22 protein-coding genes and 1 pseudogene are annotated in these 25,352 nt (G+C 69.7%); 7 read left to right on the forward strand and 16 right to left on the reverse strand.

Features of this window, described 5'->3' with window-relative positions; translation table 11 throughout:
- Positions 1-24 precede the first annotated feature (24 nt).
- A complete protein-coding gene (locus tag EIZ44_RS00805; RefSeq protein ID WP_167753929.1) occupies positions 25-435 on the reverse strand; it encodes an NUDIX hydrolase in 411 nt (136 codons plus the stop codon).
- A gap of 73 nt (positions 436-508) precedes the next feature.
- Here EIZ44_RS00805 and EIZ44_RS00810 point away from each other — a divergent pair, with 73 nt between their 5' ends.
- Positions 509-994 carry an HAD domain-containing protein gene (locus EIZ44_RS00810; RefSeq protein ID WP_134727390.1) on the forward strand — a complete coding sequence of 162 codons (486 nt, stop codon included), beginning with the start codon at positions 509-511 and terminating at the stop codon, positions 992-994.
- A gap of 114 nt (positions 995-1,108) precedes the next feature.
- Here the strand turns inward: EIZ44_RS00810 and EIZ44_RS00815 are convergent.
- A pseudogene (locus EIZ44_RS00815) lies at positions 1,109-1,441 on the reverse strand (endonuclease V); the annotation flags it as partial.
- 129 nt (positions 1,442-1,570) lie between these two features.
- Here EIZ44_RS00815 and EIZ44_RS00820 point away from each other — a divergent pair.
- Positions 1,571-2,104: an AAA family ATPase gene (locus EIZ44_RS00820; RefSeq protein ID WP_240691190.1), complete on the forward strand. Its 534-nt coding sequence runs from the start codon at positions 1,571-1,573 to the stop codon at positions 2,102-2,104.
- A gap of 6 nt (positions 2,105-2,110) precedes the next feature.
- On the opposite strand, the gene EIZ44_RS00825 is transcribed toward EIZ44_RS00820, so the two are convergent.
- The 4 genes from EIZ44_RS00825 to EIZ44_RS00840 all read right to left on the reverse strand — a co-directional run bounded on the left by EIZ44_RS00825 (position 2,111) and on the right by EIZ44_RS00840 (position 5,874).
- Positions 2,111-2,656: a hypothetical protein gene (locus EIZ44_RS00825; RefSeq protein ID WP_205673002.1), complete on the reverse strand. Its 546-nt coding sequence runs from the start codon at positions 2,654-2,656 to the stop codon at positions 2,111-2,113.
- Positions 2,657-2,750: 94 nt separating this feature from the next.
- Positions 2,751-3,911, reverse strand: a complete 1,161-nt coding sequence (locus EIZ44_RS00830) for a sulfotransferase family protein (RefSeq protein ID WP_134727391.1) — start codon at positions 3,909-3,911, stop codon at positions 2,751-2,753.
- A 10-nt stretch (positions 3,912-3,921) separates the two neighbouring features.
- Complete coding sequence (locus EIZ44_RS00835; protein ID WP_134727392.1) at positions 3,922-4,701, reverse strand: SDR family oxidoreductase; 780 nt, start codon at positions 4,699-4,701, stop codon at positions 3,922-3,924.
- A gap of 3 nt (positions 4,702-4,704) precedes the next feature.
- Positions 4,705-5,874 carry a DUF1214 domain-containing protein gene (locus tag EIZ44_RS00840; RefSeq protein WP_037811524.1) on the reverse strand — a complete coding sequence of 390 codons (1,170 nt, stop codon included), beginning with the start codon at positions 5,872-5,874 and terminating at the stop codon, positions 4,705-4,707.
- A gap of 85 nt (positions 5,875-5,959) precedes the next feature.
- On the opposite strand from EIZ44_RS00840, the gene EIZ44_RS00845 reads away from it, so the two are divergent.
- Positions 5,960-6,850, forward strand: a complete 891-nt coding sequence (locus EIZ44_RS00845) for a helix-turn-helix domain-containing protein (RefSeq protein ID WP_134727393.1) — start codon at positions 5,960-5,962, stop codon at positions 6,848-6,850.
- Here the strand turns inward: EIZ44_RS00845 and EIZ44_RS00850 are convergent.
- Positions 6,838-7,311, reverse strand: coding sequence for a nuclear transport factor 2 family protein (locus EIZ44_RS00850; protein ID WP_134727394.1), 474 nt, complete (start codon positions 7,309-7,311; stop codon positions 6,838-6,840). The genes EIZ44_RS00845 and EIZ44_RS00850 overlap by 13 nt on opposite strands.
- An 82-nt stretch (positions 7,312-7,393) precedes the next feature.
- Between EIZ44_RS00850 and cysD the strand changes: the two genes are divergently transcribed.
- Together cysD and cysC are read left to right on the forward strand one after the other, a co-directional pair.
- Entirely contained in the window at positions 7,394-8,311 is a 918-nt protein-coding gene (gene cysD / locus EIZ44_RS00855) for a sulfate adenylyltransferase subunit CysD (RefSeq protein WP_134727395.1), read from the forward strand.
- Positions 8,311-10,173 carry an adenylyl-sulfate kinase gene (gene cysC, locus EIZ44_RS00860; protein ID WP_134727396.1) on the forward strand — a complete coding sequence of 621 codons (1,863 nt, stop codon included), beginning with the start codon at positions 8,311-8,313 and terminating at the stop codon, positions 10,171-10,173. Before cysD ends, cysC begins: the two co-directional genes overlap by 1 nt.
- A gap of 11 nt (positions 10,174-10,184) precedes the next feature.
- Here the strand turns inward: cysC and EIZ44_RS00865 are convergent, their stop codons facing one another.
- The 3 genes from EIZ44_RS00865 to EIZ44_RS00875 form a co-directional block, all read right to left on the reverse strand.
- Complete coding sequence (locus EIZ44_RS00865; protein WP_134727397.1) at positions 10,185-10,889, reverse strand: type 1 glutamine amidotransferase domain-containing protein; 705 nt, start codon at positions 10,887-10,889, stop codon at positions 10,185-10,187.
- Positions 10,886-11,830 carry an acetoacetate decarboxylase family protein gene (locus tag EIZ44_RS00870; RefSeq protein WP_134727398.1) on the reverse strand — a complete coding sequence of 315 codons (945 nt, stop codon included), beginning with the start codon at positions 11,828-11,830 and terminating at the stop codon, positions 10,886-10,888. Before EIZ44_RS00870 ends, EIZ44_RS00865 begins: the two co-directional genes overlap by 4 nt.
- Positions 11,831-11,910: 80 nt before the next feature.
- Positions 11,911-12,492 (reverse strand): TetR/AcrR family transcriptional regulator, encoded by a 582-nt coding sequence (locus EIZ44_RS00875; RefSeq protein WP_037811537.1) that lies wholly within the window; start codon positions 12,490-12,492, stop codon positions 11,911-11,913.
- 63 nt (positions 12,493-12,555) lie between these two features.
- Here EIZ44_RS00875 and EIZ44_RS00880 point away from each other — a divergent pair, with 63 nt between their 5' ends.
- Positions 12,556-13,824, forward strand: a complete 1,269-nt coding sequence (locus EIZ44_RS00880) for an NADH:flavin oxidoreductase/NADH oxidase family protein (protein ID WP_037811539.1) — start codon at positions 12,556-12,558, stop codon at positions 13,822-13,824.
- On the opposite strand, the gene EIZ44_RS00885 is transcribed toward EIZ44_RS00880, so the two are convergent.
- Together EIZ44_RS00885 and EIZ44_RS00890 are read right to left on the reverse strand one after the other, a co-directional pair.
- Positions 13,793-15,424, reverse strand: a complete 1,632-nt coding sequence (locus EIZ44_RS00885; RefSeq protein ID WP_134727399.1) for a type 1 periplasmic-binding domain-containing protein — start codon at positions 15,422-15,424, stop codon at positions 13,793-13,795. The genes EIZ44_RS00880 and EIZ44_RS00885 overlap by 32 nt on opposite strands.
- Positions 15,425-15,449: 25 nt before the next feature.
- Positions 15,450-17,561, reverse strand: a complete 2,112-nt coding sequence (locus tag EIZ44_RS00890) for a P-loop NTPase family protein (protein WP_134727400.1) — start codon at positions 17,559-17,561, stop codon at positions 15,450-15,452.
- A 210-nt stretch (positions 17,562-17,771) separates the two neighbouring features.
- Between EIZ44_RS00890 and EIZ44_RS00895 the strand changes: the two genes are divergently transcribed.
- A complete protein-coding gene (locus tag EIZ44_RS00895) occupies positions 17,772-19,049 on the forward strand; it encodes a threonine/serine exporter family protein (RefSeq protein WP_134727401.1) in 1,278 nt (425 codons plus the stop codon).
- Positions 19,050-19,365: 316 nt separating this feature from the next.
- On the opposite strand, the gene EIZ44_RS00900 is transcribed toward EIZ44_RS00895, so the two are convergent.
- Genes EIZ44_RS00900 through EIZ44_RS00915 form a run of 4 tightly spaced genes read right to left on the reverse strand, consistent with a single transcriptional unit; the run spans position 19,366 to position 25,283 of the window.
- The gene (locus EIZ44_RS00900; protein ID WP_037811548.1) at positions 19,366-20,547 is read right to left on the reverse strand and encodes an alkyl sulfatase dimerization domain-containing protein; all 1,182 of its coding nucleotides are present in this window, start codon (positions 20,545-20,547) and stop codon (positions 19,366-19,368) included.
- Positions 20,547-21,869 carry an MFS transporter gene (locus EIZ44_RS00905; protein WP_134727402.1) on the reverse strand — a complete coding sequence of 441 codons (1,323 nt, stop codon included), beginning with the start codon at positions 21,867-21,869 and terminating at the stop codon, positions 20,547-20,549. The genes EIZ44_RS00900 and EIZ44_RS00905 overlap by 1 nt, the downstream gene beginning before the upstream one ends.
- 53 nt (positions 21,870-21,922) lie before the next feature.
- Positions 21,923-23,242, reverse strand: a complete 1,320-nt coding sequence (locus EIZ44_RS00910; protein WP_134727403.1) for an alkyl sulfatase dimerization domain-containing protein — start codon at positions 23,240-23,242, stop codon at positions 21,923-21,925.
- Positions 23,235-25,283, reverse strand: coding sequence for an acetate--CoA ligase family protein (locus tag EIZ44_RS00915; protein WP_240691191.1), 2,049 nt, complete (start codon positions 25,281-25,283; stop codon positions 23,235-23,237). Before EIZ44_RS00915 ends, EIZ44_RS00910 begins: the two co-directional genes overlap by 8 nt.
- Positions 25,284-25,352 lie beyond the last annotated feature (69 nt).

Below are 25,352 nucleotides of genomic sequence, written 5' to 3' on the forward strand. Positions count from 1 at the left end.
GCTCCAGGCGCGCGCGATGAGTGTCTAATGTGGAGCGTCTGCTAGCAGGCCGGTCTCGCGCAGGTGGTCGAAGATGACCTGGTCGACCGGGGACACCCGGCTCCGGTCGGCGTAGGTCAGCCAGACGATTTCCTCGATCTCGCTGCTGGGGGTCAAGGTGCCGCGGTAGTCGGCGGTGTAGCAGGTCATCCGGACAGGGGTGCCTGCTGCGTGACCGTGCGCCTGGGCTTGGAAAGTGCCGAAATGCCTCGCGCTCTCGGGCGTGATGGCGACAGCGAGTTCCTCGTCGATTTCGCGGACGAGAGTCTGGAGGTCGGTCTCGCCGGGCTCGCGTTTGCCGCCGGGGAGGTAATAGACGTCCTTGCCTCGGGAGCGGGTGCTGAGGATCCGGCCCGCGTCGAACCGGATCCAGGCGATCTTGTCGATGACCGTCACGGGCATCCCTCCGTTCGCCGGTGAACGTAGCTGCGACGGTGATGCCGGTTCAACTGGATAAGCTGGCACCGCGATGAAATCTTCCCTGGATCGCCGTTCGGTGCTCTTCCTTGACGTCGACGGAACGCTGCTTCCCTTCGGACCGGGCTGCGAGCAGCGTGAGGCGGATCCGCTGCGGCGGCTCGATTCCCGGTGGGGGATCCGGCTCGCCTCGCTGCCGGTCGAACTGGTGTGGGCGACGACGTGGGAAGACGAGGCCAACACCGAGATCGCGGCGCGGCTCGGGCTGTCGCCGCTGCCGGTCGTGCGCTGGCCGGAGCCCTCGCCGGCGGAGGAGCGCGAAGACCAGTGGTTCGGCATGCACTGGAAGACCCGTACCTTGGTCGCCTGGGCGGACGGGCGTCCGTTTGTCTGGGTGGACGACGAGATCACCGACGGCGACCGGGAGTGGGTGCGCGCTCGGCATCCCGGCCGTGCGCTGCTGCACCGCGTCGAGCCGGGGCGCGGTCTTGCGGAGGCGGATTTCGCGGTTATCGGCGACTGGCTGAAGGCAAGCTGAAAACTGGCGCTCAGCGTGGTGCCGCGGAGCGGCCGAGGCCGGTTTGGCGGACCTACCGGAACGCGAGGGGGCACGGTCGCTCCGCGATGAACGCGAGTCGTTCGGGACTGTTCATCAGGCTTCGCCGCGGAGAGCTTCCGCGAGCGCGCGTCGGCACAAGGAATCCGCTCTGCGGGTCGTCTCCGGCAAGCGGTACTTCGGGGCCAGCGCCAGCGTCGCGTCGCAAGCCTCGGCCAGGCCGATCCGGTGGCCGACCGACACGAAGACCGGCTTGACGTCCGCGCGCGTGCGCAGGGCGCGGCCGACCACTTCCGTGCCTTCCAGCAGTGGTGACCAATCGCCGCGCAGAGGGCCGGGTTGGCTGTGCGAGAAGGTGAACGGCGTTTTGGCGACTCCGGCTGTCGGGAGACCGGTCAGGACGCCGAGATGGCTGGCCAAACCCAGCCGGCGCGGATGGGTCCGGCTCGCTGTTCAGCCTGCTCACCGGCTTCGTCCTGCTGGTTGCCGCACGACGACGCGGGAAGCGAAGCTGAAAATCGTTGGCGGACCGGCGGTGAAGAAGGCAGGGTCCGCGGCGTGACGATCTTCCTGGTGACCGGCATCCAAGCGGCGGGCAAGTCGACCGTGGCGCAGGCGCTCGCCGAACGGCTGCCGAAATCCGTGCACGTGCGCGGCGACGTGTTCCGGCGGATGGTGGTCAACGGCCGGGTCGAGATGGGTCCGGCCGACCCGCCCGCCGAGGCGGTCCGCCAGCTGCGGCTCCGGTACGCGCTTGCGGCGCGGGTCGCGGACGGGTACGCCGACGCCGGATTCACCGTGGTGCTGCAGGACATCGTGCTCGGCGAGCACTTGAGCGAGATGGTCGGCGCGCTGCGCACGCGCCCGTGTTACGTCGTGGTTCTGGCGCCGAGCGCTGAGGTGGTGGCGCAGCGCGAGGCGGCGCGGGGGAAGGTCGCGTACCAGCCGGGCGACACCGGGATCGCCGGGCTGGACGCGTACCTGCGGGAGAAGACCCCGCACGTCGGGCTGTGGCTGGACACGTCGGAGCTGACCGTCGGAGAAACCGTGGACGCGATTCTTGCCCGCGCCGAAGCCGAAGCGGCGGTCTGACCGGCGTCAGTTCGGCGGCTGCTGCGGTCCCTCGCCCGGGTTGGGCTGCGGCGGCAGCGGCTGGGAGTAGCCGGACTGCTGCCCGGGGTCCGGCTGGGGATAACCAGGCTGGGGCTGCGCGGGATAGCCCGGCTGCGCGTACCCGGCCTGCGGATACCCGGTCTGCGGATACCCGGGCTGTCCGCCCGTCGGATACCCGCCCGGTGCGAAACCGGGCTGCGGCGCGCGGCCGCCCTTCGCGATGCCGAGCACGACCAGCAGCCACGAAAGCACTTCGAGCACGCTGAGCGTGAGGCCCACGATCGTGAAGATCGTCGTCATCTCGGAGGTGCTCAGGTGGTCCGACGCCATCCAGGACGCGGCGTTCGCCAGCATGATCCGCCAGGCGATGTCCAGCGCCGTGGTGACGAGCATGACCGCGAAGGCGGCCACCGTCAGCCCGGAGCCGCCGCGCGAGCGCCGGTTGATCGAGAGGATCAGGCCGAACAGCCCCACGATCAGCAGCAACGCCTGCGGGAGGATCTGGAGCACAGTGTCGGTGAAGGTCGTCATGCCTGCTCTCCGCTCGAGGAACGTCGGGCAGATCCTAGGGCGCGGCCCCGTCCGGCGCGGCCGGTTCGCCGAACATCCCGGTCTCGAAACGGCTTCAACTTCGGTGCGCGGGACGGTATCCGGCGAACCGCTCGTCGACCTCCCCGGCGGTCAGGCCGAAGTCGGCGAGGTCGTAGCGGTGCCGCGGTTTCGCGTCTCCGGTGCGGCTCCGCTCGTGCAGCGCGGTCATCGCTTCGCGTGCTTGCGGGGCGAGATTCAGGCCGAAGTGCTGGTAGACGCCCTCGACGGTGCCGATCGGGTCGGCGACGAAGTCCTCGTACCGGACGTCGCAGAACTGCGCGGGGTCGTGCCGGGCGCGGGCGGCGGCGAACTGTTCCGCGCCGCGGGCCCACAGATCGAGCTGGCTGCGTCCGACGACCTCGCCGCGGAAGGTGTCCGACCAGCCCTCCGACGCCTGTTCGGTGAGGCTGCAGACCGAGGCGATGATGGTGCTGGGCGCGCGGTGGGTCTGCACGATCAGCGCGTCCGGGTAGACCTCCAGCAGCGCGTCGAGGGCGAACAGGTGGCTCGGGTTCTTGAGCACCCAGCGGCGGCCGGCGTCGGGCAGGCCGATGAGCTGGAGGTTGCGCCGGTGCCTGCGGTAAGCGTCGGTCCAGTCCTGGCCGTCGAGCCAGCGCGAGTAGCCGGGCACGTGCGCGAGGCATTCGTACGAGACGGATTTCAGCGACTGCCGCAGGAGCTGCCAGCATTCCTCGACCTGGTCGGCCGACATGTGGTGCAGGCCCATGAACTCCGGATGCTCGACGTGGTGCTGTTCGTATCCGGCCTGGATCGCTTGGAAGACCGGGTTGTCCGGCCACGTCTCGCGCGGCGGGCGCGGCTGCGGCATTTCGGTCAGCCACACCTCGAGGCCCTGGTGCGCCGGGTCTTCGGTGAGCAACCGGTGCAACGCGGTGGTCCCGGTCCGCGGCAGGCCGGTGACGAAGATCGGCCGGTCGATGGGCACGTCGGCATACTGCGGATGCTGTTTCCACGAGGCTTCGCTCAGCAGCCGCGCGACCAGCGCGCCACGCAGGAAAGCACGGTGGACTTTGTTGCCGTACGGGGTCAAATCCGCTTCGGTGGCATAGGAATCGAGCAGCACGCGGAGGCCTTCGAGGTGGTCGTCGCCGCCGAAATCGTCGAGGCCGGTGAGTTTCGCGGCGGACGCGTGGAGGTCTTCGACCGTGCCGACGCTGTCTCGTCCTGGACGCATGCTCTTCCCCTCAGTGATGGTATTCGCCGGCGTTGACGTCGAGGCATTGCCCGGTGACGCAGCGGGCCAGCGCGGACGCGAGGAATACGACAGTGTCGGCGATCTCGTCCGGTTCCGGGAGTCGGCGCAGGTCGATCGTCTCCGCTGTCTCCGCGTACACCTGCTCCGCAGGCACGCCGCGTTCCTTGGCCAGGTAAGCGAAATACCACTTGAGCGAGTCCGCCCAGATGTAGCCCGGGGCGACCGAATTGACCCGGATCCCCTGCGGGCCGAGTTCCGACGCGAGGCTCTGCGCGAGGGCGAGCAAACTCGCCTTGGCCATTTTGTACGCGCCGAAAGTGCGGCGGGAATGCCGCAGCACGGCCGAGTTGATCATCACGACCGAACCGGCGCTTTCGGCGAGCGCGGAGGTGCAGAGCCGGGTCAGCCGGAGCGCGGCGAGCACGTTGGTCTCGAATCCGGCGCGGACCGCGTCGAGGTCGACTTCGGCGAGGTCGGTGATCGGCGGGATCGCGAAAGCGTTGTTCACCAAGGTGTCCAGCCGCCCGAACTCGTTCAGCGCGGTTTCGACGAGCTTGGCTGCCGAGGCGTCGTCGGTGATGTCGGTCGGCACCTGGACAGCGCGGCGGCCGAGCGCTTCGACTTCGGCGGCGACCTCGGCGAGCCGGGATTCGGTGCGGGCCGCGAGCACGACGTCGGCCCCGGCGGCGGCGGAACGCAGGGCGATGGAGCGGCCCAGCCCGGGGCCGATTCCGGACACGAGAACGACTTTGCCGGTCAAAAGGTCCATGGGTCAGCCCAGCATCCTGGCCGCCACGGCAGCCTGTCGCGCGGCGATCCGCTCCGCCCATTCCTCGGGGGTCACGCGAGCCTCCTTGTGGTACGGCAGCCGGTCGGCGAGTTCGTCGAACTTCACGACCTCGACCTCCGGACCGTCTTCTGCGGTCAGCTCCCGGGAAAGCCGCTGCCAGCGGATCTGGACGTAGCCGCGGTCGTGCCCGGTGCGTTCGAGCCAATTGGCGACGCCGGGATCGCGTTCGCTGATCACGAACCGCATCTTGCCGTCCGGGTCGACGCGGGCCTGGTCGGCGGTGAGGCTGGTCTGGTGGTTCAGGTAGTCCAGCGAGACATACCAGGTGCTGCCGAGCTGAATGCCCTGGTACGGCGCGTCCGAACGGGACACGGTGACGATCATGACCTCGTCGTCGGCGAGTTCGTAATGCCCGGCCGAGGAGTACTGCGTGGGCAGGCCGCCGGGCGTGCTGCGCGGTTCGGTCATCGTGTTCACCGGCAGGTTCAGGTAGAACCACTTGGGGAAGGCGAGGAACGTCTTGATCCGGCTGAGCAGGATCTTTCCGGTGACGCCGTAGCGTTTCTCCATCGCGGTGCGGGTCAGCGCGGGCGGCGCCTGGCCGGTGGTATCGGCGCACCGGAGCTGGATCGTGCCGCGGCGTTCGGTCGCCCAGTCGCTGTAGACCTCGCGGACGACGAGCATCGACGACCCGGGGCCGAGCACGAAATAGCCGGGCTCCGGGTCGGGTTTCGCCGGGCCGAAGCGGATTTCGAAGGAACCGTCGGCGGCGATGGGGATCTCGCGGTCGTCGAACGCGGTCACGCTGTCGGGCACCTCGACCGGCGTGTAGTCCCCGTTGAGGACCTGGAAGCTGAGGTCGGCGGTGGTGCCGCGGGTGCCGGTGACGACGTACTCGCGGTCCTCGCGGATGTTCGCGTTGAAGTACAGGGTGTCCGGGTTGTCCAGGCCCATTTTCGTGTACGGGCCGGTGGAGAGGGTGAAGTACGGGAAGTCCCGGTCGTAGGCCCACGCGGTCTGCACCGAGGCCCGGATGCTGCCCGCGAGGTAGTCGTACCCCTCGACCAGGTCCTGTTCGGTCCGGACGTGCGGCGCGTCGGCGATGATCTTTTCGGCTTCGGCGATCGCGCCGGCGAGCGGTTCGGTCAGCACCGGAGACTCCTCACTGGTCCAGATCTGTACCGGAGTGGTACGTTCACGGTCGGTTGAGACTAGAACGCGTTCTAAGGACGGGTCAATGGCGGTTACCCGGCGCTCGCCGCCGACGCAGCGGGTCGTGCGGCTGCTGGACTATTTCGCGGCCCGGCCGGGCCAGCGCTTCGGACTGTCCGCGCTCGCTCGCGAACTGGACCTGAGCAAGCCGACCTGCCTCGGCATCCTGACCGAGCTGACCGCGAGCGGTTACGTGGTCCGCGACCCGAGGACCACGACGTATCGCCTCGGGCCGGCGATGATCGCGGCCGGACGCGCGGCGGGAGAAGGCTTCGGCGCCAGCGAAATCGCCCGCACGCACTTGGAAGAACTCAGCGCCCGGTACGAGGCGACGTGCACCGCGTCGGCGGTGGTCGACGGGCGCATCCTGATGCTGCAGAGCGCCGGGCCGGGCAAGGTGCGGCTCGGCGAGACGTATCCGTTCGCGCCGCCGGTCGGGCTGATGTACGTGCTGTGGGACGCCGATTCCGCCTTCGACGCGTGGCTCGCGACGCCGCCCGCGGTGCCGGTCCGGCTGGACGAGACGTACCTGCGGCGTGTGGTCGCGGAGTGCCGGGAACACGGGTATCTGGTGGAAAGCCTGACGTCGGCGGGCCGTCGGCTCTACACCCTGATGGCCGGGGTGGCGGCCGGCGATCTGCCGCCCGAGGTGCGCGGACTGGTCGGCGAGCTGGTGTCGAGCCTGGGGGAGCGGGTGTACCTCGGCGCGGACCTGGAACCGCGGAAGAAGCACGCGGTGAGCCTGGTCGCCGCCCCGACCTTCGACGCGTCGGGGCGGCAGGAGCTGGTGCTGACGTTGTCGGTCGGGGAGCCGATCACCGGCGCGGAAATCGCGCGGCGGGGTGCGGCGCTGGCCGCGGTCGCGGACGCGGTGACCGCCGAGGCGGGCGGGGTCCGTCCGGATCAGGCGGGCTGACCCCACATGTTCGCCGTCAGCTTCCAGCCCGGCTGGTCCTTCATCGAGACCAGCGTTTCGTACAGCCGCTCGTACCCCGTGCTGCTGATCCGCCAGACGCCGTCTTCGCGCCGATAGGTGTCCTCGTAGTACGCGGCGCCCTCGATCACCACCCGGTGCTCGGCGACGATCACCTTGTCCTGGAACAGCCACCGCCCGGTCGCGGTGTCGCCGTCGATCTCGATCTCCGGGTGGCCGGCGAAGTGCATCGTCGTGATGCCGGGGCCGACGGTGGTGCGCAGGAACCCCATCAGCGCGTCGCGGGTGTCGAACTTCAGCGGTTCGCCGTAGGAGGGCGTGCCGTAGTGCACGCGGGCGTCGGCGGTGAGCGTCTCCGCCATCTCGTCCCAGCGCTTCAGGTCGAGGCACCGGAGGTAGCGGAATTTCACGCGGCGGATGTCTTCGAGTGCGGCCAGGTCCATGCGCTCAGGGTCCTCCGCCGCTTGACCGAGTGCAAGAACCTGTTCTACTTTTCTGTCCTCGAACCTCGGAAGGGCGGATCCGATGGCGTCCCAGGCACCCCCGGCTTACGAGCTGAGCCACCTCGGTGCGCTCGAAGCCGAAGCCGTGCACGTCTTCCGCGAGGTCGCGGCCACCTTCGAATGGCCGGTGCTGCTGTTCTCCGGCGGGAAAGACTCGATGGTGATGCTGCACGTCGCGGCGAAATCGTTCTGGCCCGCGCCGTTGCCGTTCCCAGTCATGCACGTCGACACCGGGCACAATTTCGACGAGGTGATCCGGTTCCGCGACGAAACCGTTGAGCGCTACGGATTGCGGCTGCTGGTCGCGAGCGTCCAGGACGACATCGACGCGGGTCGCAGCGTCGAGGATCCGAAGGCGGGCCGGAATCGGCTCCAGACAGCGACATTGCTGCGGGGCATCCGCGAAAACGCCTTCGACGCGGTGTTCGGCGGCGCGCGCCGCGACGAGGAGAAAGCCCGGGCCAAGGAACGCGTGTTCAGCTTCCGCGACGAGTTCGGGCAATGGGATCCCCGGCGGCAGCGTCCGGAATTGTGGAATCTCTACAACGGCAGGCATCGCAAGGGTGAGCACATCCGGGTATTCCCGCTGTCGAACTGGACCGAGCTGGACATCTGGCAGTACGTCGAAGCCGAAGACGTGACCCTGCCGTCGCTGTACTACGCGCACCGCCGGTCGGTGGTCCAGCGCGACGGGATGCTGCTCGCCGACACCCGGTTCCTCACCGTCGCCGAGGGCGAAGTTTCTTATCCGGCAACGGTTCGCTTCCGCACGATCGGCGACGCGACCTGCACCGGGTGCGTCGAATCGACCGCTTCGTCACCGGCGGAAGTGGTGGCCGAGGTCGCCGCGACGCGGGTGACCGAACGCGGCGCGACCCGGGCCGACGACCGGATTTCCGAGGCCGGAATGGAAGACCGCAAGAAGGAAGGCTACTTCTGATGAGCGCCGGGGACCGGGTCACGACGGTGCGGCTCGCCACCGCGGGCAGCGTGGACGACGGCAAATCGACCCTGATCGGCCGGCTGCTGTTCGATTCGAAGACGGTGTTCACCGACCAGCTCGAAGCGATCGAGCGCACCAGCCGGGACCGCGGCGACGCGTACCCGGACCTCGCCCTGCTCACCGACGGCCTGCGCGCGGAACGCGAACAGGGCATCACTATCGACGTCGCGCACCGGTATTTCGCCACGCCCAAGCGGAAGTTCATCATCGCCGACACCCCGGGACACGTGCAGTACACCCGGAACATGGTCACCGGAGCGTCCACTTCGGACGTCGCGCTGATCCTGGTCGACGCGCGCAAGGGCGTGCTCGAACAGTCGCGCCGGCACGCGTTCCTCGCCAGTCTGCTGGGCATCCGGCACCTGGTGGTGTGCGTGAACAAAATGGACCTGGTCGACTGGTCGCAGGAACGGTTCGAGGAAATCCGCGAGGACTTCCGCCGGTTCGCGATGAAGTTGCAGACCCCGGATCTGACGTTCGTGCCGATGTCCGCGCTGCACGGCGACAACGTGGTGCACCGGGGCGCGAGCATGCCTTGGTACGAAGGCACTTCACTGCTGCACCACCTGGAACAGGTGCACGTCGCTTCCGACCGGAACCTGGTCGACGCGCGTTTTCCGGTGCAGTACGTGATTCGCGAGCACAGCCGGGATTTCCGCGGGTACGCCGGGACGGTGGCGGGCGGTGTGTTCAAGCCCGGCGACGAGGTGACCGTGCTGCCGTCCGGATTCACCACGACCGTGCGTGCGATCTGGGGACCCGGCGGGGTCGAGGTGCCCGAGGCGTTCGCGTCGCTGGCGGTCACCATCGAGCTCGCCGACGAACTGGACCTCAGCCGCGGCGACCTGATCTGCCGTCCGGGCAACCGCCCGCACGTGGGCCAGGACGTCGACGCCATGGTGTGCTGGTTCTCCGACCAGGCCTCGCTCGCTCCGGGCGCGAACTACCTCGTCCGGCACACCACGCGCGAGACCAAGGCCGAGGTTCGCGCGCTCGACTACCGGCTGGACGTCACCACGCTGCACCGCGACGAGACGGCGGAGTCGTTGTCGCTCAACGAAATCGGCCGGATCCGGCTGCGGACCCGGCAGCCGCTCCTGTTCGACCCCTACGCCCGCAACCGGCCGACCGGCGGATTCCTGCTGGTCGACGAACACTCCGGCGACACCGTCGGAGTGGGCATGATCACCGGCCCGAGCGCGACCGCGCCGAACGTGGTCTGGCATCCCGCGGCGGTCTCCCGCGACGAACGCGCGACCCGCGGCCGGACGGTGTGGCTCACCGGGCTGTCCGCCTCGGGCAAGTCGAGCGTGGCCGTGGAACTGGAACGCCGGCTGGTCGCCTCGGGCCGTCCCGCGTACCTGCTCGACGGCGACAACCTCCGGCACGGGCTCAACGGCGACCTCGGCTTCGCCCCGGCGCAACGAGCCGAGAACATCCGCCGCGTCGCGGAGGTCGCGAAGCTGTTCGCCGACGCCGGGGTGGTGGCGGTGGTGTCGTTGATCAGCCCGTACCAGGCGGACCGCGAACTCGCGCGAACCGTGCACGAAACCGCGGGTTTGCCGTTCTTGGAGGTCTTCGTCGACACTCCGCTCGAAGTGTGCGAGGACCGCGATCCGAAGGGTATGTACGCCAAGGCGCGCGCGGGCGAAATCACCGGATTCACGGGGGTGGACGCGCCGTACGAACGCCCCGTGTCCCCGGACTTCGTGCTGCGCCCGGAACACGGCGACCCGGCCGCGATGGCCGCGCTGGTTCTCGACGCCCTGGAGCTGTCAGCCGATGAGCGTAAGGCATAACGTCGTTCGCGCTAGGCGGCGGAGACGTCCTTGATGATGCGGCGTGCGAGCGCGGCTGAGGATCCGGGGTTCTGGCCGGTGTAGAGGTTGCGGTCCACGACCACGTGCGACTTTAGCGGCAATCCCGAGGTGTAGTCCGCGCCCGCTTCCTTGAGCCGGTCTTCCAGCAGCCACTTGGCTTTCCACGCAAACGGGTTGAACCGTTCCTCGACGTTGGAGAGCCCGGTCATCCGGTAGCCCGCGAAGGGCCAGCTGCCGTCCGGGTTTTTCGCGGCCAGCGCCGCCGCCGGGGCGTGGCACAGCAGCGCGAGCGGCCGGGCCGAGGAGAGCCGTTTGGTGAGCAGGGCGCCGGATACCGGGTCGACGGCGAGGTCTTCCATCGGGCCGTGGCCGCCGGAGTAGAAGACGACGTCGAAGTCGTCCGGGTCCAGTTTGGACAGATCGGCGGGGTGTTCCAGGACGGGGGAGAGGCGGTCGAGTTCGGCGCGCAGTTTCTTGGCGGTGTGCGGGAGCACGCCGCCTTTGACACCGAGGCTGAGCTGGTCGACCACGGGCTGTTTGCCGCCGGGGGTGGCGACAGTGACGTCCCAGCCTTCGTCGGTGAACAGCGTGTAGGGGACGACGAATTCCTCGGCCCAGAACCCGGTGGGGTGCTCGGTGCCGTCCTTCAGCGTCCACACGCGGGCGGCGGAGAGCACCTGCAGAACCTTGGTCATCGCGAAACTCCTTGCTGGGGAACCGAATACGGGACCGGCAGGTGCAGGGCGAGCTGGCCTTCGGCGAGCACGTCCAGGCGGACCGGGCGGGTCGGCTTGAGCGAGCGCAGGTCGTCGCTCATCCGGCCGCGCCCGAGCTTGAGGTCGACGTCGCGCGGGAAGGACGTGCTGCCGGACGACAGCGCGTTGGTCTGGCTCAGCGTCGAGTGCCAGGCGCCGTTGATGGTGGTGTACGAGGTGAGCGTCGAAACGCGTTCGCCGCTGGGGTGCCTCGTCTGCGCGGGAGTGGCGGCCGACAGCGCGAGGTCGAGTTCGCCGGAGTCGTTGGCGACCCGCGCGGTGGTGCGGCTCGCGTCGATGTCGACGTCCAGTTCGGTGACCCACTTGGGGAAGCCGTAGCCGTCGTGGCCGCGGACCTGCGCGATGTCGGTGTTGACCGGCAGCGACAGGACGTAAGTGTCGAGGTGGTCGTTCTTGAGCGCGGCGACCAGGTCCACGAACCCGAGCTTCCCGTGCCGCGCGGGCTGGACCGCGACGCCTACGGCGGCCTCGGTGTAGAAGTCGATGTCGCACACGTCGTAGCGGAAGAACATCACCGACACCAGGCCGAGGCCGGGCGCGACCTCCAGCGGCGCCAGCTCCCGCGGCAGCCGGGCGCGGATCGCGCGGGACCGGGCGAGCATGGTCAGCCGGGCCGAGGACATCCGGTAGTAGAAGTTCGGCGTCAGCGCCGGGCCGATCGGCGACTCGACCTTCGTCTTGGGCAGGCCGCGGAAGAACTCGACGCCGCTGACGCGCGGGTCGCGGGCCACCTCGTCGAGGTCGGTGTCCATCCGGTAGCGGTCGAACAGCCCGCCCTCGGGAACGGCGACGCGGCGGCCGCCGAGCTCGACCTCCACTGTTCCGGTCCTCGCCGGGCTGTCCTGGCTGGACGGTGCCATCGGGGTGCTCCCTCACGTCATGTGTGCAGTGCTTACATCAAGGTAGGCTGCGATGTGAGCACTGTCAACACCGGGAGTCGTCAGTCACCCGGCCGGGCGGCGAAGACTGCGGTGAAGGACGCTCGGACCTGGTTCGCGACGTCGTCGGCGGAGGTGCTGGCGAGCTTGCCGTCAAGGTGCAGGCAGGCCAGTCCGTGCACCAATCCCCATCCGCCGACGGTGATGCTGGCCAGGTCGGCGTCGGGGAACACGTTCGCGACGGCGCGGGCGAGCGTCTCGTGCACCGCGGCTGCCGCGGTGACGCGATCGTCGTTCGTGTCGTCGCAGGCGTTGCCGAACATGAGCCGGAACAGCGCTGGGCGGCGGAGGGCGAAGTCGACGTACGCGACGCCCAGTTCGGCCAGCTCGGCGACCGTTTTCGGCGTGGTGTCGGCTTGGTTCAGGTCGGCATCGAGGTCGCGCAGACCCTGGGCGGCCAGCGCTGATTCCAGGGCGTCGCGATCGGCGAAATGCCGGTACGGGGCGGTCGGGGAGACGCCCGCTTTCCGGGCGACCGCCCGCAGGGAGAACTGCTCGCCCTGCTCGAGCATCCCCATCGCGGTCGTCAGCAGGGCTGCCCGCAGATCGCCGTGATGGTAGCCGTCCTTCGTGGAAGTTGACACTGCTTACATCGCCTCCTACTCTTATGTGAGCACTGCAAACATACCGCATGGAGCGAAGGAATCATGACGACCTCGCCGCTGTTCACGCCATTCGCGCCCGCCCACGGGCCCGCGCTCGCCAACCGGATCGTCAAAGCGGCCATGGAAGAGAACATGGCCGGCCCCGGGCAACTGCCCGACGAGCGCATCCGCCGCCTGTACCGGCGCTGGAGCGAAGGCGGCGCCGGACTGATCATCACCGGCAACGTGATGGTCCACGCTGAAGCGATGACCGGGCCGGCGGGCATCGTCCTGGACGACCAGTCGCCGCTGGAGCCGTTCCGCGCGTGGGCGGACGCGGCCAAGAGCGGCGGTGCACGGGTGTGGATGCAGATCAACCACCCCGGACGCCAGGTGATGGCGAACATGCCCGGCGTCGCGTGGGGTCCGTCGGCGGTCAAAGTGAACCTCGGCAAGCAGAGCAAACGGCTCGCGCAGCCGACCGAGATGACAGCAGTCCAGATCGGACAGACTGTGGCGAGGTTCGCCGAGACCGCGCGTCGTGCCGAGGAGGCCGGGTTCGACGGGGTCGAGATCCACGCCGCGCACGGATACCTGCTGTCACAGTTCCTGTCGCCGCTGGTCAACCGGCGGACCGACGAGTGGGGCGGGAGCCTGGAGAACCGGGCGCGGCTGCTGCTCGACATCGTGCGAGCCGTGCGCGACGTGGTCTCCCCGGCGTTCGCGGTCGCGGTGAAACTGAACTCGGCGGACTTCCAGCGCGGCGGGTTCGACGCCGCGGATGCGAGCCGGGTGATCGAGATGCTGGCTCCGCTCGGTGTCGACGTGGTCGAGCTGTCCGGCGGCAGCTACGAAAGTCCGGCGATGTCGGGTCGTTCGGCCGACGAGCGCACGGTGGCGCGAGAGGCGTACTTCCTGACTCTGGCCGAGGAACTCGCCCAGACGAGCCCGCTGCCGTTGATGCTGACCGGCGGCATCGTCCGGCGGCCGGTCGCCGAGCAGGTACTGGCCGGGGGCATCGACCTGGCCGGGATGGGGACGGCGCTGGCGGTGGATCCCGACCTGCCGAAGAAGTGGCTCCACGGCGAGGATGCGGCGGTGGAGCTGGCACCAGTGGCGATCAAGGACAAAGCGCTGGCTTCGGCCGCTGGGATGGCTCGGGTACGTCGGCAGCTACGGCGGGTCGGGGCGGGCCGTACGCCGCGGTTGCGGACGAATCCCAAGCTGGCGCTGGCGAAAGAGACCGTCCTGCAGCAACGCGCGTTGCGTCGCTACCGCGGCTGGCTCGACGACCGAGGCGTCAGCAGGACGTTTTCGGCACCGCAGTCGTGACCGCCTTGTTCCACGCTGTCGCGGTGGATCCGTCGGCCCTGATCTCGACGACCGGGAACGGCTTCTCCACCGGGTTGCCGTACTGCGCCTGATCGGGGCTGAACTGGATGGTCCCGCTCGCACCCTGGACGGCGTTCTGGCAGCGCATCTCCTCGATGAGGCCGATTTGGGACAGCGGCGTGCGCACCACCGTGTCGGCGTTGCCGTTCGCGGCGCGGCGGGCGGCCATGACGGCGACCATCATGGCGTCATGGGCGAGGATGCCTTCGCCGCTGCCGAGGTCGGCGACGGAGAACGTCAGCGGGGCGGCGCCGTCGTCCGCGCGGACGGTCTGGCCGTCGCACACGCCGGGTTTGCCGGTGAAGACCGACTGGAAAGTGTTGTAGGCGGCCTGTTCGGCGCTGCCGTTGCACGGACCCCATTCGTCCGGGCTGGCGAGCGACGTGAACAGCACCCGGACATGGCCGCCGCGGACGGCGTCGCGGAGGCTGGCCTCGTTGATCGCGGAGCCCCCGTCGTCGCCGGTGACGACGGTCAGTTTTCCGTTGGCGCACGGCGTGTTCCCCTGCGTCCAGGACTGCACGAACGGCCCGAGGTCGGTGCCGCGGCCGGTGAAGTAGACGACCGTCGGCGCGACTGAGCAGAGATTTTGGTTCAGGTACGCGAACTGGGTGAGCAGCGGGTCGGCGCGGGAGACGTCGTGCGGCAGCGCGCCCGGCGAGGTGAACGGGAACCGGTGCGCGGCGGGCATTTCCTTCACCGCCCGCGAGCCGAGGGTCTGGGTGTAGTCGTCGCCGGGGATGTTGTCCTGCACGATCGCGACCCGCGACGGATCCGGCTCGATGCTCGCGATGAACCGGGCGGCGGCTGCCACGGAATGCGTGTTGGTGGGCGAGGTGCGGAAGAACCCGGTGTTGAGCTTGCCCTCGGGGGTGAGGTTCATGGTGTCCCCGGTGACGGTCGCGCCGATCACCGGCAGATGCGCCTGCGCGGTCAGTTTCGCGGCCGCCGCGCGGGTGTTGTCCATGCTCTGGCCGAGCCCGATCACCGAGACCACGTGGTTGCCCGCCGCGTGCTCGGAAATCTTGTCGACGGCCTCGGACCAGCTCGCGTACTGGCTGCCCATGTTCGCCAGGAACAGCTTCACCTTCGGCACGCTGCCCTGGAACGCGGCGGTGTGGTTGGCCCGCCACGCCCCGGCGATCGCGCCCTCGATGTCCGGGTACAGATCGGGATAGAGCCGGGTGTCGACGCCCTCGTTCGGCGACATGTCCTGGAACAGCACCACGGACACGTAATTGTCCGTGATCGCCGCGTTGTTGGCCCGGACCGCGGCTTCCAGCTCCCGCATGTGCTCCGGCTCGTTCTGCCGGAACTGCGCGCTGTCCAGGTTGATGCCGACGCACGCGTCGTTCGCGTCCGCGGTCATGCCTTCCCCGCACCGCGCGAACAACGGCGGGACGAGCAGGCCCGCGGCGACGAGGACGACCACCGTCAGCGTGGCGAAACTGGTCGCCAGCACCGGACGCCGCAGCACCCAGTAGGCCAGCCGCGGGAATCGGTAGGTGAACCAGCGCAGCAGCTTGCGAATGCGGTCCATCACGCTCCTGTCGGGAAAGAGGCTTTCACCGGCCGCCGAATTGCGCGGCGGCGTCGGTCAGCGCGTCGGTGTCGTCACGGGCCGCGTAATTGCCGGCCAATCTGGTGAAGTTCTTGGAGATCCGCTGGTCGTGCGCCGGGCTGGGAACGGTGTGCGGATCGTGGTAGAGCCAGAGCCGCGCGACGATGCTGGTGATCGCGGCTTCGGCGGACTCCCGTCCCGGCTGCCCGTCCGGCACGAGCTTCGCGACGCTGTCGTCGGTCGGCTCGACCGCGGCCAGGCGGCACGGCGCCCGCGTGATCTGGTCGACCAGCCGGACCCAATCCGGGTGCCCGCTCTTGGCGAATTCGGTGACCAATTCGTCGACGACGGCCGCGAAGTTGTCGCAGGCGAGGGCGTAATACAGCCGCCGGGCCTGGTCCTCGGCCTCGCCGGTCGGCTCGGCGCAGGTGTTCGCCATCCGCCGGAACACCTCGGCCCACGTCATGGCTACCGGATGGCGGTCGGCGGCGCTCTGCGCGTGCAGACCGGCCAGCAGGCAGGCGAGGAGCCACGGGTGCAGGGCCGCCGGGTGTTCCCGCCCGGGGACGGCGACCGGCCACAGCCGCGAGGGCCGGGCGGCGAAGGTGCTGACCCACAGGTTTTCCCGCAGTGCGCGCAGGATGTCGTTCGCGTCGGGGAAGGCGGCCGGATCCAGCGGGGCCGACTGTCCCGGCTGGCCGAGCCGCACCCCCACCGCGACCGCCTGCGGAACGACGGCCGGCAGCGAGTCCGCCAGCAGCGACCGGGGCAGGAAAGAGGTCAGCGCGCGTTCCCACAGCGCGATTCCGTTGTGCGGCTGGAACAGCAGCGACCGGGCGGGCGGGCCGGCGTCGTCCGGCAGTTCGCCGGCGCGGCGGCCGATCTCCTGCGCGGCGGCGGGCAGGCCGCCGGAGAGCCGCTGGACGAACTCGTCGAAGACAGCCGGTTCCCAGCCGTCCGGCGGGGTCGGGGCGAGCTTGCGCAGCACTTCGGGACCGGGCGGGTCCAGCCACACTGGATACCACGCACGGGTCGGGGAGTCGCCCCGGTCGGCAGTGGCGGCGAGATGATGGGTCCACTGCTTGAAATCGGCCTGGGAGAGCAGAGGGATCGGCCGCTTGTCCGGGCAGTCCGCCTTCGTCCGCCACGGTTCCCGCCACCAGTGCCCCCAGGCGGACGACCACCGGTCCATCGCCGCCACGATCAGCAGCGGATCGCGTTCAGGCAGCCGATTCTGCCGTGCACGCACGAACGCGGAGAGGAATTCGCGGCCGGCGGGGGTGGCATCGACGTTGTCGATCAGCAGCGCCCAGGCGTGCTCGTGCGGGACGTCCTGTCTGTGCGGGGCCAGGCATTCGCACCGGCGCACCGGCGTCGTCCATTGATCGGCACTGCGCGACAAATCGGTCAGGAACGCGTTCAGCACGTGTGGGACCGGGTCCGAACTGCGCTGGCTCAGGTCGATCAGCGAGTCGATCGTGCTGGCTCCCTCCAGCAAGCCGCTGAACCATTTCAGCGCCTGCCGCACGCTTCGCCGCCGCCGGTTCGCGAGCCGCAGCAGCGCGCCGATTCCGCTGCTGACCGCTTGCTGGACGGCGGGTCCCGGCACCTGCGCGCCGATCCCGGACAGCGACAGCGCGAACCGGACCGCCTCGCCGGCCAGGTCCGCGACCGGGTGCTCGTCGCCCTGGTGCAAGTAGCTCCCGACGAGCTGGAGGACGTGCGCCCGGGCCGCGTCCCGGTCCTGCGGCAGGGTTTCGTTCAGTGCCAGCAGGGAAAGCCCGACGCGGTGGAAGGCCGGGTCGCGCGGCAGGTTGTCCCAGTGCCGGGCGAGTAGGAAGGACACGTACGCCGCGGCGGAGATCGGATCGGCGACCTGGGCGTCCTGGAAATCGAGCCGGGCGTGGACGAGCGTGCCGCCGCAGGCTCCGGAGATCGTTTTGAGCGCGGTGCTCTTGCCCGAACCTTTCGGCCCAAGCAGCGCGACAACCGGCTCCGGCACGGCCGTTCCCGCCGCAGGTCGCCGGAAGGCTTGCCGGACAAAGAGTTCTGCGGCGGTCAGCACGTGCGGTTCCCCCGGGTCCTGCCGTTCGGCGCGCGATGCGGTACGAGGCACGGCAGAAGGTGTATCGGTTCAGATGTGGGCCGTGTCACAGGTTTCGCGGCGGTTCACTCCAAAGTGTGGCCCTCGCGGTCGTTCGCGCAAGCGGCTGTCCGGGGGTGTTCTGCTAAGCGGAAGTCAGGATCCGCCACGATCGGGCGAAGGGTCCCGTTCGGCGCGTTCGCGGGCGCTTTCTTGTCGGGGCGGCTGCTTAAAGTGCGGGGCATGGCAGTGGAGGAGCGCGAACGGGCGCGACGGGTGCTGAGCTTCGCCCTCGAGGTGGCGATGCAGATGTTCCGGCAGGGCATCGAAACTGCCGTCGTCGTGCGCACGGTCCGCGGGCTGGCCGCGGCGGGCGGCGTCGAGGATTTGCGGATTTCGGTGGGAGTACGGGCAATTCACCTCCAATACTGCGGCGGCGGGGAAGAACCGCTGGTGCTGTTCGGGAGCGTGCAGGCGAACGACGCGCGCGACATCGGCCGGATGGGAGACTTGGAGGCGCTCGCCGTCCGTGCCGCCGCCGGTACGATTTCGCCTGCCGAAGCCGAGCGCGACGCCGGAATCCTCGCTCAAGCCGGACCGACTTGGCCGTGGTACGTAAGTTTGCTCGGCGGCTGCCTGCTCGCGGCGATGATCTGCCTTCAGGCGAACGGAACCGTGCTCGCCGCGGCAGTGTCGGCCGGGCTGTTCGTTCTCGCCAACCGGGTGGGTTGGGCGTTGAGCACGGTCGGCATCGCGGAGTTCTTCCAGGTCGCGGCCAAAGCCAGCACGGTGCTGGTCGTCGCGATCTCCTTGCTGTCGCTCGGGATGCTGACCGGGCACGAGGCGGCGAGCCTGTCGGCGGCGAACCTGGTGCTGCTGCTGCCGATCCTGTCGCTGGTGTCGCTGGTCGAGGACGCGGTCGGCGACTTCCACCTGATGGCGGCCGCCCGGATCGTGACGGTCCTGCTGCTCACCGGGGCGATCGCGACCGGCGTGATGGTCGTGGTGTCGGTGGCGAACGACCTCGACATCCTCGGCGCGGCAAGCCGGGTGCAGCTCGCCGCGCTGCCGCTGGCCCTGGTCCCGGTGACGGCCCTGGTGGGTGCACTGGGCAACGCGATCCTGATGGGCACGCCCGCGCGCTGGTGGCTGCTCGCCTGCGGGGCGGGGATCGTGACGTCACTGGCCAACTGGACGGGCCGGTCCGCGCTCGGCCTGTCGGCTCCGGTGTCGATTTTCCTTGCCACGACGGTGCTGGGCATGCTGGCGGGGGTGGCTTCGCGGACGCTGAAGGTGCCGACCGCGGTGGTCACGATCCCGGGCTTGACGGGTGCGGTGCTGCCGGGGCCTGCGCTGTATTTGAGCCTGTCGCAGGTATTCGCACGGATCCCCGGCGCCTGGGACGCGGTAGCGGAGGCGATTGTGTCCACCGCAGCGATCGGGGTCGGCGTTGTGCTCGGGTTGCAGCTCGCGGCTTTGCGCCGACCTGAGGCTGCGGTGTCGGGGGCTCCTCTTGCTTAGCCGAGGGCGAAGAATGTGGAGGTTCCTGTCGTGGTTGTCTCGACCACGCTTGCCTCGGTTGCTGCGGTCTGTGCTTCCGAAGGTCGGCGCTGGCCGGAGGCCAACTGTCGCCGCTGCATCACCAGCCGCTGCGGTAGAAACTCCGCGAGACGTAACTGCTGGCTTCCTCGGCCCGTACGGCGCACAGTTCGTCCTTCATCGCCCGCGCCTGTTTCATCAGTGGATCGTCGCCGTGCAGCCGTTCGGCGTGGTCGAGTACCGCGTGCTTGTCCGTGATCCCCTCGGCGCTGGCCGGATGCCAACTGTCGTCGCGGCATCACCAGCCGCTGCGGTAGAAACTCCGCGACACGTAACTGCTGGCCTCCTCCGCCCGCACCGCGCACAGCTCCTCCTTCATCGCCCGCGCCTGCTTCACCAACGGATCATCGCCAGGTGCGAGCGCCAGCAAATCGATGACATGCAACGCCTCCTGCACCCGCCCGTCACGACGCAGCCGTTCGGCGTGGTCGAGCACAGCCTGCTTGTCCGTGATCGCCTCCGCGCGGGCAGCGGCCGCGACGTCCGGGCGGGACGGGTGCAGGGTCGTCGGGTTTCCGTCCCACCACCCGGTTTCCGAGCGGACTATGTCCCGGACGATGTACTCCCGGTGCCCGTAGTGCTCGCGCATCCACGGCACGTCGAACAACTCGGCCGGGTACCGGAGATCGTGCACGATGTCGTCCATCCTCCGGCCCCGGTTGAGCTCGTCCACCACCGCGCTGCGCAGCCACCGGAGCGCGGCGGCGGTCATGGTGAGCTGCCGCACCGGATCCTCGCGCACCACCGGGCCGAATTCCGGCACCAGGACCGCCGGGTTCAGCGCGGCGAGCCGGTCCAGGGTGTCGGCCCAGCGGACGGTGTCGCGCATGGTCCGCATGGGCGTCCCGATGTTGGGGATGCCGTTGATCACGGCAGCACTGCCGTACAGAACCCGCTGGGAAGGCAGCCACACCGCGGTCACGTCGTCGGTTTCGGAGGGCGCCCACAACAGCCGGACGTCCGGGGTCAGCGTCAGCGCTTCCCGGTAGGTCTGGTCGGGGAAGGTGAGCGGCGGGGGAGCCGACAGGTCGTCCATCGGGCGGCGGAACTGCCGGGTGTTGATGTGGTTCTGCAACCCGGCCGTCTCGAGATACCGCTGGTAGCGCCGGACGACGTTCTCGTGCGCCACGACGGTCGGGCGGCGTTCGCCGTGCGCGGCCGCGTAATCGAAGAACCCTGGCACGCCGTAGTTGTAGCCGAGATGCCCGTGGCTGTAGACGATCCACCGCACCGGTTCGCGCAGCTGGTCCAGCACCGGCGCGACAAGGTCGGGGGACGGTCCGGTGTCGACCACGACGAGGCCCGACGCGGTTTCCACCGCCAGGCTGTTGCCCTGCAAGCCGATCGAGCGCACGCCGGGCGCGACCTCGGTGACCTGGCCGCTGCCGTAGAGCGGGTTTTTGGTGTCCTGGAAAGGCATCAGCGAACCACCTCGGTGCGGAGCCCGAGCCGCCGCGCGGTGCGGTCGGGGTTGACGAAGAAGACGGCCAGCAGGCCGCCCGCAATGGACAGCAGGCCGCTGATCGTGAAGGCGAGCGTGAAGCCGCTGACCGGCGACGAAGCGGCCTGGATCAGCCGTCCGGTGAGGTACGGGGCGAGCAGTCCGGCGGTCGTGACCAGGCCGACGGTGATGGACAGCACCGCGCCGCGCTGGCGGGTCGGGCTGATCTCGGCGTTCATCGTGACGCCGAGCGCGAACACGACGCCGCCCAGGCTGAAGGCGACGGTCAGCAATGCGATCTGGAACCAGCCGCCGGTGTGCGGGAACAGCAGCATCGCGAGACCGGAGATCAGCACCGCGATCCCGCCGAGCACGCCGCGCGCCACCCGGCTCGACACGCCGCGCCGCATCAGCCGGTCGCTCAGCGCGCCCTGGGCGAGGTTGAACACGACCGAGGCGATCCACGGCAGCGCGACCAGGGTCCCGGTGGTCACCGTGCTGTAGTGCAACGCCGTTTCCAGGTAATGCGGCACCCACGCGACCAGCACGGCCAGCGCCCAGTACGCGGCGAATCCGGCCAGGAACCCGCCGAGCCAGGTGCCGTTCAGCAGGATCCGCCGGTACGGCACACGCGGTTCGTCCGCTTCGGACTTGACCGCGTTCGCGTGCACCGACGCGGTTCCGGCGACCTTGCCTTCCCGCCCGAAGATCGCCCACAGCACCGACCACAGGAGGCCGACGACGAGCAGCGCGAAGAACGCCCACCGCCAGCCGTACCCGACGATCAGTGCGGTCAGCAGCGGCGACGCGAGCGCCACGCCGATGCCCGAACCCGCGTTCAGCAACGCGCTCGGCAGGCCGCGTTTCTCGTTGGGGAACCACTTGTACGCCGCGTGCATGGCCAGCGGGTTCGCCGGGCCCTCGGCCGCGCCCAGAACGATCCGGCTGACCAGCACCGCCCCGAACCCGACGGTGCCGAGCATCGGGGCCTGGGTCAGCGCCCAGACGACGCCCAGCACCAGCAGGATCCACTTGGTCGGCACGCGATTCGACACGAAGCCGACCACGATCGCGGAAATGCTGAACAGGAAGTAGAACCCGCTGCTGATCAGGCCGTACGCCTCGGGCGACAGGCCGAGATCGTGCATCAGCGGTTTCGCGGCGAGGCCGAGCACGGCCTTGTCCGCGAAGTTGATCAGCATGAACACCAGCAGCAGCCCGGTGACGACCCAGCCGCGGGCGCTGGTGCCGCGGGTGCGCCCGCCGGCGGCGGTTTCGGCGGGGAGAGCGGGAGCGTTCATCGTGGGGTCCCCATTTCAACGTCGTTGTCGGACGGGGTGGTGCGGAAGGCGGGTCAGAAGGCCCAGCGGGTGCGGCCCGCGGTGCGGGCGCGCAGTTGTTCGGCGCGGTCGGTTCCGTCGAGCACGGCTTGGGATTCGGCGGCGGCCCAGGCGTAGACGCCCTTGGCCATCGTCGAGGTCGCAGCTTTTTCCAGTGCGGTGAACACTTCCGCGCGGGCGGTGTGCGCGGTTTCGTCGTCCGGGGCCGCGTCCACGGCGAGCTGGGCGAAGTGCCCGGCCAGCCGGTGTTCGCCGGCGGTGAGCAGTTCCCGTGCTCGCGCGGCCAGCCGGTCGGAGCCGCCGGACAGGTCGGCGAGTTCGCGGGACAGTTCGGCGCGGCGCGCGGGTTTGAGGTTGGCCGGGTTGCCGTCGTACCAGCCGCCGTAGAGCCGCCAGACGTTGCGGACGACGAACTCCGGCTCGTCGTAGGACGGTTTGAGATACGGCTTGGCCAGCAGTTCGGCGGGCGCGGTGACGCCGTGCACGACCTCGTCGAGCGTGGCTCCCGCGTTCATCGCGTCCACGGTCTGGTCGTGCAGGGTCTCGAGGAACTCGGCGGTGTCGGACAGCGCGGTCCGGATCCGGTCGGCGCCGACGATCGGCACGCCGTGTCCGGGCAGCAACAGCTCCGCGCCCAGCCCAGCCATCCAGCGCAGCGCCCGTGCCCACTCGGCGGCGTAGCGCTGGACCTTCTGCGGGTTGCCCGGGTTGGGGGAGGACCAGATGAAGAAGTCGCCGCAGCACAGGATTTTCCGGTCGGGCAGCCACGCGATCGTCGCGTCGTCCGTCTCGCCGCGGCCGTGTTTCAGCTGGACGTCCAGGTCGCCGATCCGGAGGGTCGTGGTGTCGCGGTAGGTGACGTCGGGGTGCCGGTAGCGGTCCGGCCAGCGGAATCCGGGCGACTGGAACTGCCGCTGGTTGATCACCGTGTTGTAGCCGCGGGTGCGTTCGTACCGCTCGAAGCGCGGCGGCGTGTTCTCGTGGGCCAGCACGGACGGGCGACGGCAGCCGCGCTCCTCGGCTTCGAGGTCGAACGGGCCGACGCCGAAGACGTGGTCGATGTGCCCGTGCGAGTAGACGGCGGTGTGCAGCGGCGCGTCGGTGCGGGCGCGGGTCGCGCCGAACAGGTCCTTCGCGGTGCGGCGTTCGCCGGTGTCGAAGCAGAACAGGCCGTCGGCGGTGGGGAAGAGGAAGACGTTGCCGAACGCCGGCCACATCCAGACGCCCTCGGCCAGCTCGTGCAGACCGTCCTTGCGCAGCGTGCCGGTGTGGTAGACGCGAGTGTCGGCCTCGCCTCGCCAGACCTTGTCGGCGTAGTCGAGCAGGTCAGTCACGGGATGCCTCCTGAGCGTTCTCGGTGAAGAGCGCGTCGACGGCGACCAGGTCGTCGCCGGTGACGCAGAGCGGGTTGAGGTCGGCTTCGGCGAATTCCGGATGGTCGCCGAGGATGCGGACGAGCCCGTCGATCGCGGCGGCGACGGCGGGGACCGGTGCGGCGAGGACGTCGCCGGCCCACGCGGCCAGTTCCGTCCGCTGCTCTGGGGTAGCCGGGAGCAGCAGCGCGCGCCGGGGTGCGGTGGGGTCTTCGGCGCGGTCGCCGCCCGCGCCGAGGACGATTGCGGTGCCGTACAACGGGTCTCGTGTCGCCCCGAGGGCGAGCTCGGCGGTGTGCGGCAGCAGGGGTTGCACGACGAGGGTGCGGTCCGGGTCGGTGGAGACCTCGGCCAGCCGCGCTTGGAGCGTGTCCAGCACCGCGGGGAGTTCAGCCGCCGTGACGCCGACGCGGACGAGTCCGGCCCGGGCCCGGTGCGGCACGTCGGCGGCGTCGCCCTTGACCACATACGGCCCCGGCCAGCCGTTTTGTCTTATCTTGGCGGCAAGATCGACCCCGGCGACGGTGTCCACGTGCGGAATGCCAGCGCCTTCCAACAGCGGAATGGCGCGCAGTTCAGTCCACACTGGACGGTCATCGGCCGTGGTGTGGCTCGCGGGCTCGGGGACCCGTTCGGGCACCAGCACCCGAAGCCGACGCACGAGAGTGCCGATGCTGGGCAGCACGGTGTCCGGCCGTCCGACGCTCGCCAGCTCGCCGGGCGGTGCGCAGGCCCAGACGAACCACGTCGGCGTCCGCATCGCGGCGGCGGCTGCGGCCAGCCGGTGGTAGGCCCCGCGGAACCGGTCGCCGAACGTCAGATAGAGCACGACGCCGTCCAATTCCGGGTCCTCGTCGAGCGCGCCGAGCAGATCGCCGACCCGGTCGAGCCAGCGGTCGATGTTGCCGCCGAGGTCGACGGGGTTCTCGTCGGCGGCCTCGACGCCGCCGACCTCCGCGAGTTTCGCGCGCGTCGCACTGGAAAGCGGCGGAATCCGCACTCCCAGCGCGGTCAGGTTGTCGGCGAGGATGCCGCCCGCGCCGCCGGACATGGTGAGCACGGCGAGCCTTGGTGCAGGAGGAAGCGTCGTGCCTTTGCGGGCGCAGAGCACCGCGTCCACGAGCTGGTCGTCGTCGGTGACCAGGTGGATGCCTTCCTGACGGCACAGCGAAGCGAGCAAGAAGTGATCACCGGCGACGGCCGCGGTGTGCGACAGCGCGGCCTGTCGTCCGGCGGCGCTGCTGCCCACCGCGAGCGCGACCACGGTCTTGCCCGCCGCCCGCGCCTGACGGCCGAGCGCACGGAGACCGTCCGCGTCGCGCACGCCTTCGAGGTAGAGCACGAGCACCTCGACGTCCGGCTGGTCGAGCAGGTCGCTGCCGATTTCGTGGCTGGACAGGCAGGCTTCGTTCCCGACGCTCGCGTAGTAGGAGTAGCCGATCCCGGCCTGTTCGAGCAGGTCAGCGAGCACGAATCCCATCGCGCCGCTCTGCGTGACGATCGCGATCGGACCCGGCGGCACGCGCTCGCGGTCGAGGAAAACCGTCGTCGACAGTTGCACTCCGGCCGGGTGGCTCACCACGCCCAGGCAGTTCGGGCCGAGCACCGGCAGGTCTCCGGCAGCTTCGCGCAGTTCGTCTTCGAGCGCGGTGTTGCCGCCCTCGGCGAAACCCGACGCGAAGACGACGACCGCTCCGGAGCCGAGTTCGCGCGCCTCCCTGACCAGCGCGGGAACCGTTTCCGCCGGGGTCGCGAGGACCACGAGGTCGGGGCCGTAGCCGATCTCGGCGAGCGAGCCGACCGTGCGGACGCCGGGCAGGTCGAGCGGGCCGCGGGAGACCGCGAAGACCTCGCCGCCGTAGCCGCCGCGCAGCAGCCGGTCCAGCGCGATCCGTCCCCAGGACAGCGCGGTGGTCGCGGAAACGCCGACCACGGCGACCGATTTCGGGCGGAACAGCGGCTCGCAGCGCATCGGTGCGGGACCTCCTGTGATCGCGGTCATGGACACAACCCCAACTGTCGCCGCTGGCCTGTCCAGCTGGTAGCGCACATTGCCCAGGTTTTCGGCTAC

It is taken from the genome of Amycolatopsis nivea (genome assembly GCF_004522235.1).
Lineage (GTDB): Bacteria > Actinomycetota > Actinomycetes > Mycobacteriales > Pseudonocardiaceae > Amycolatopsis > Amycolatopsis nivea.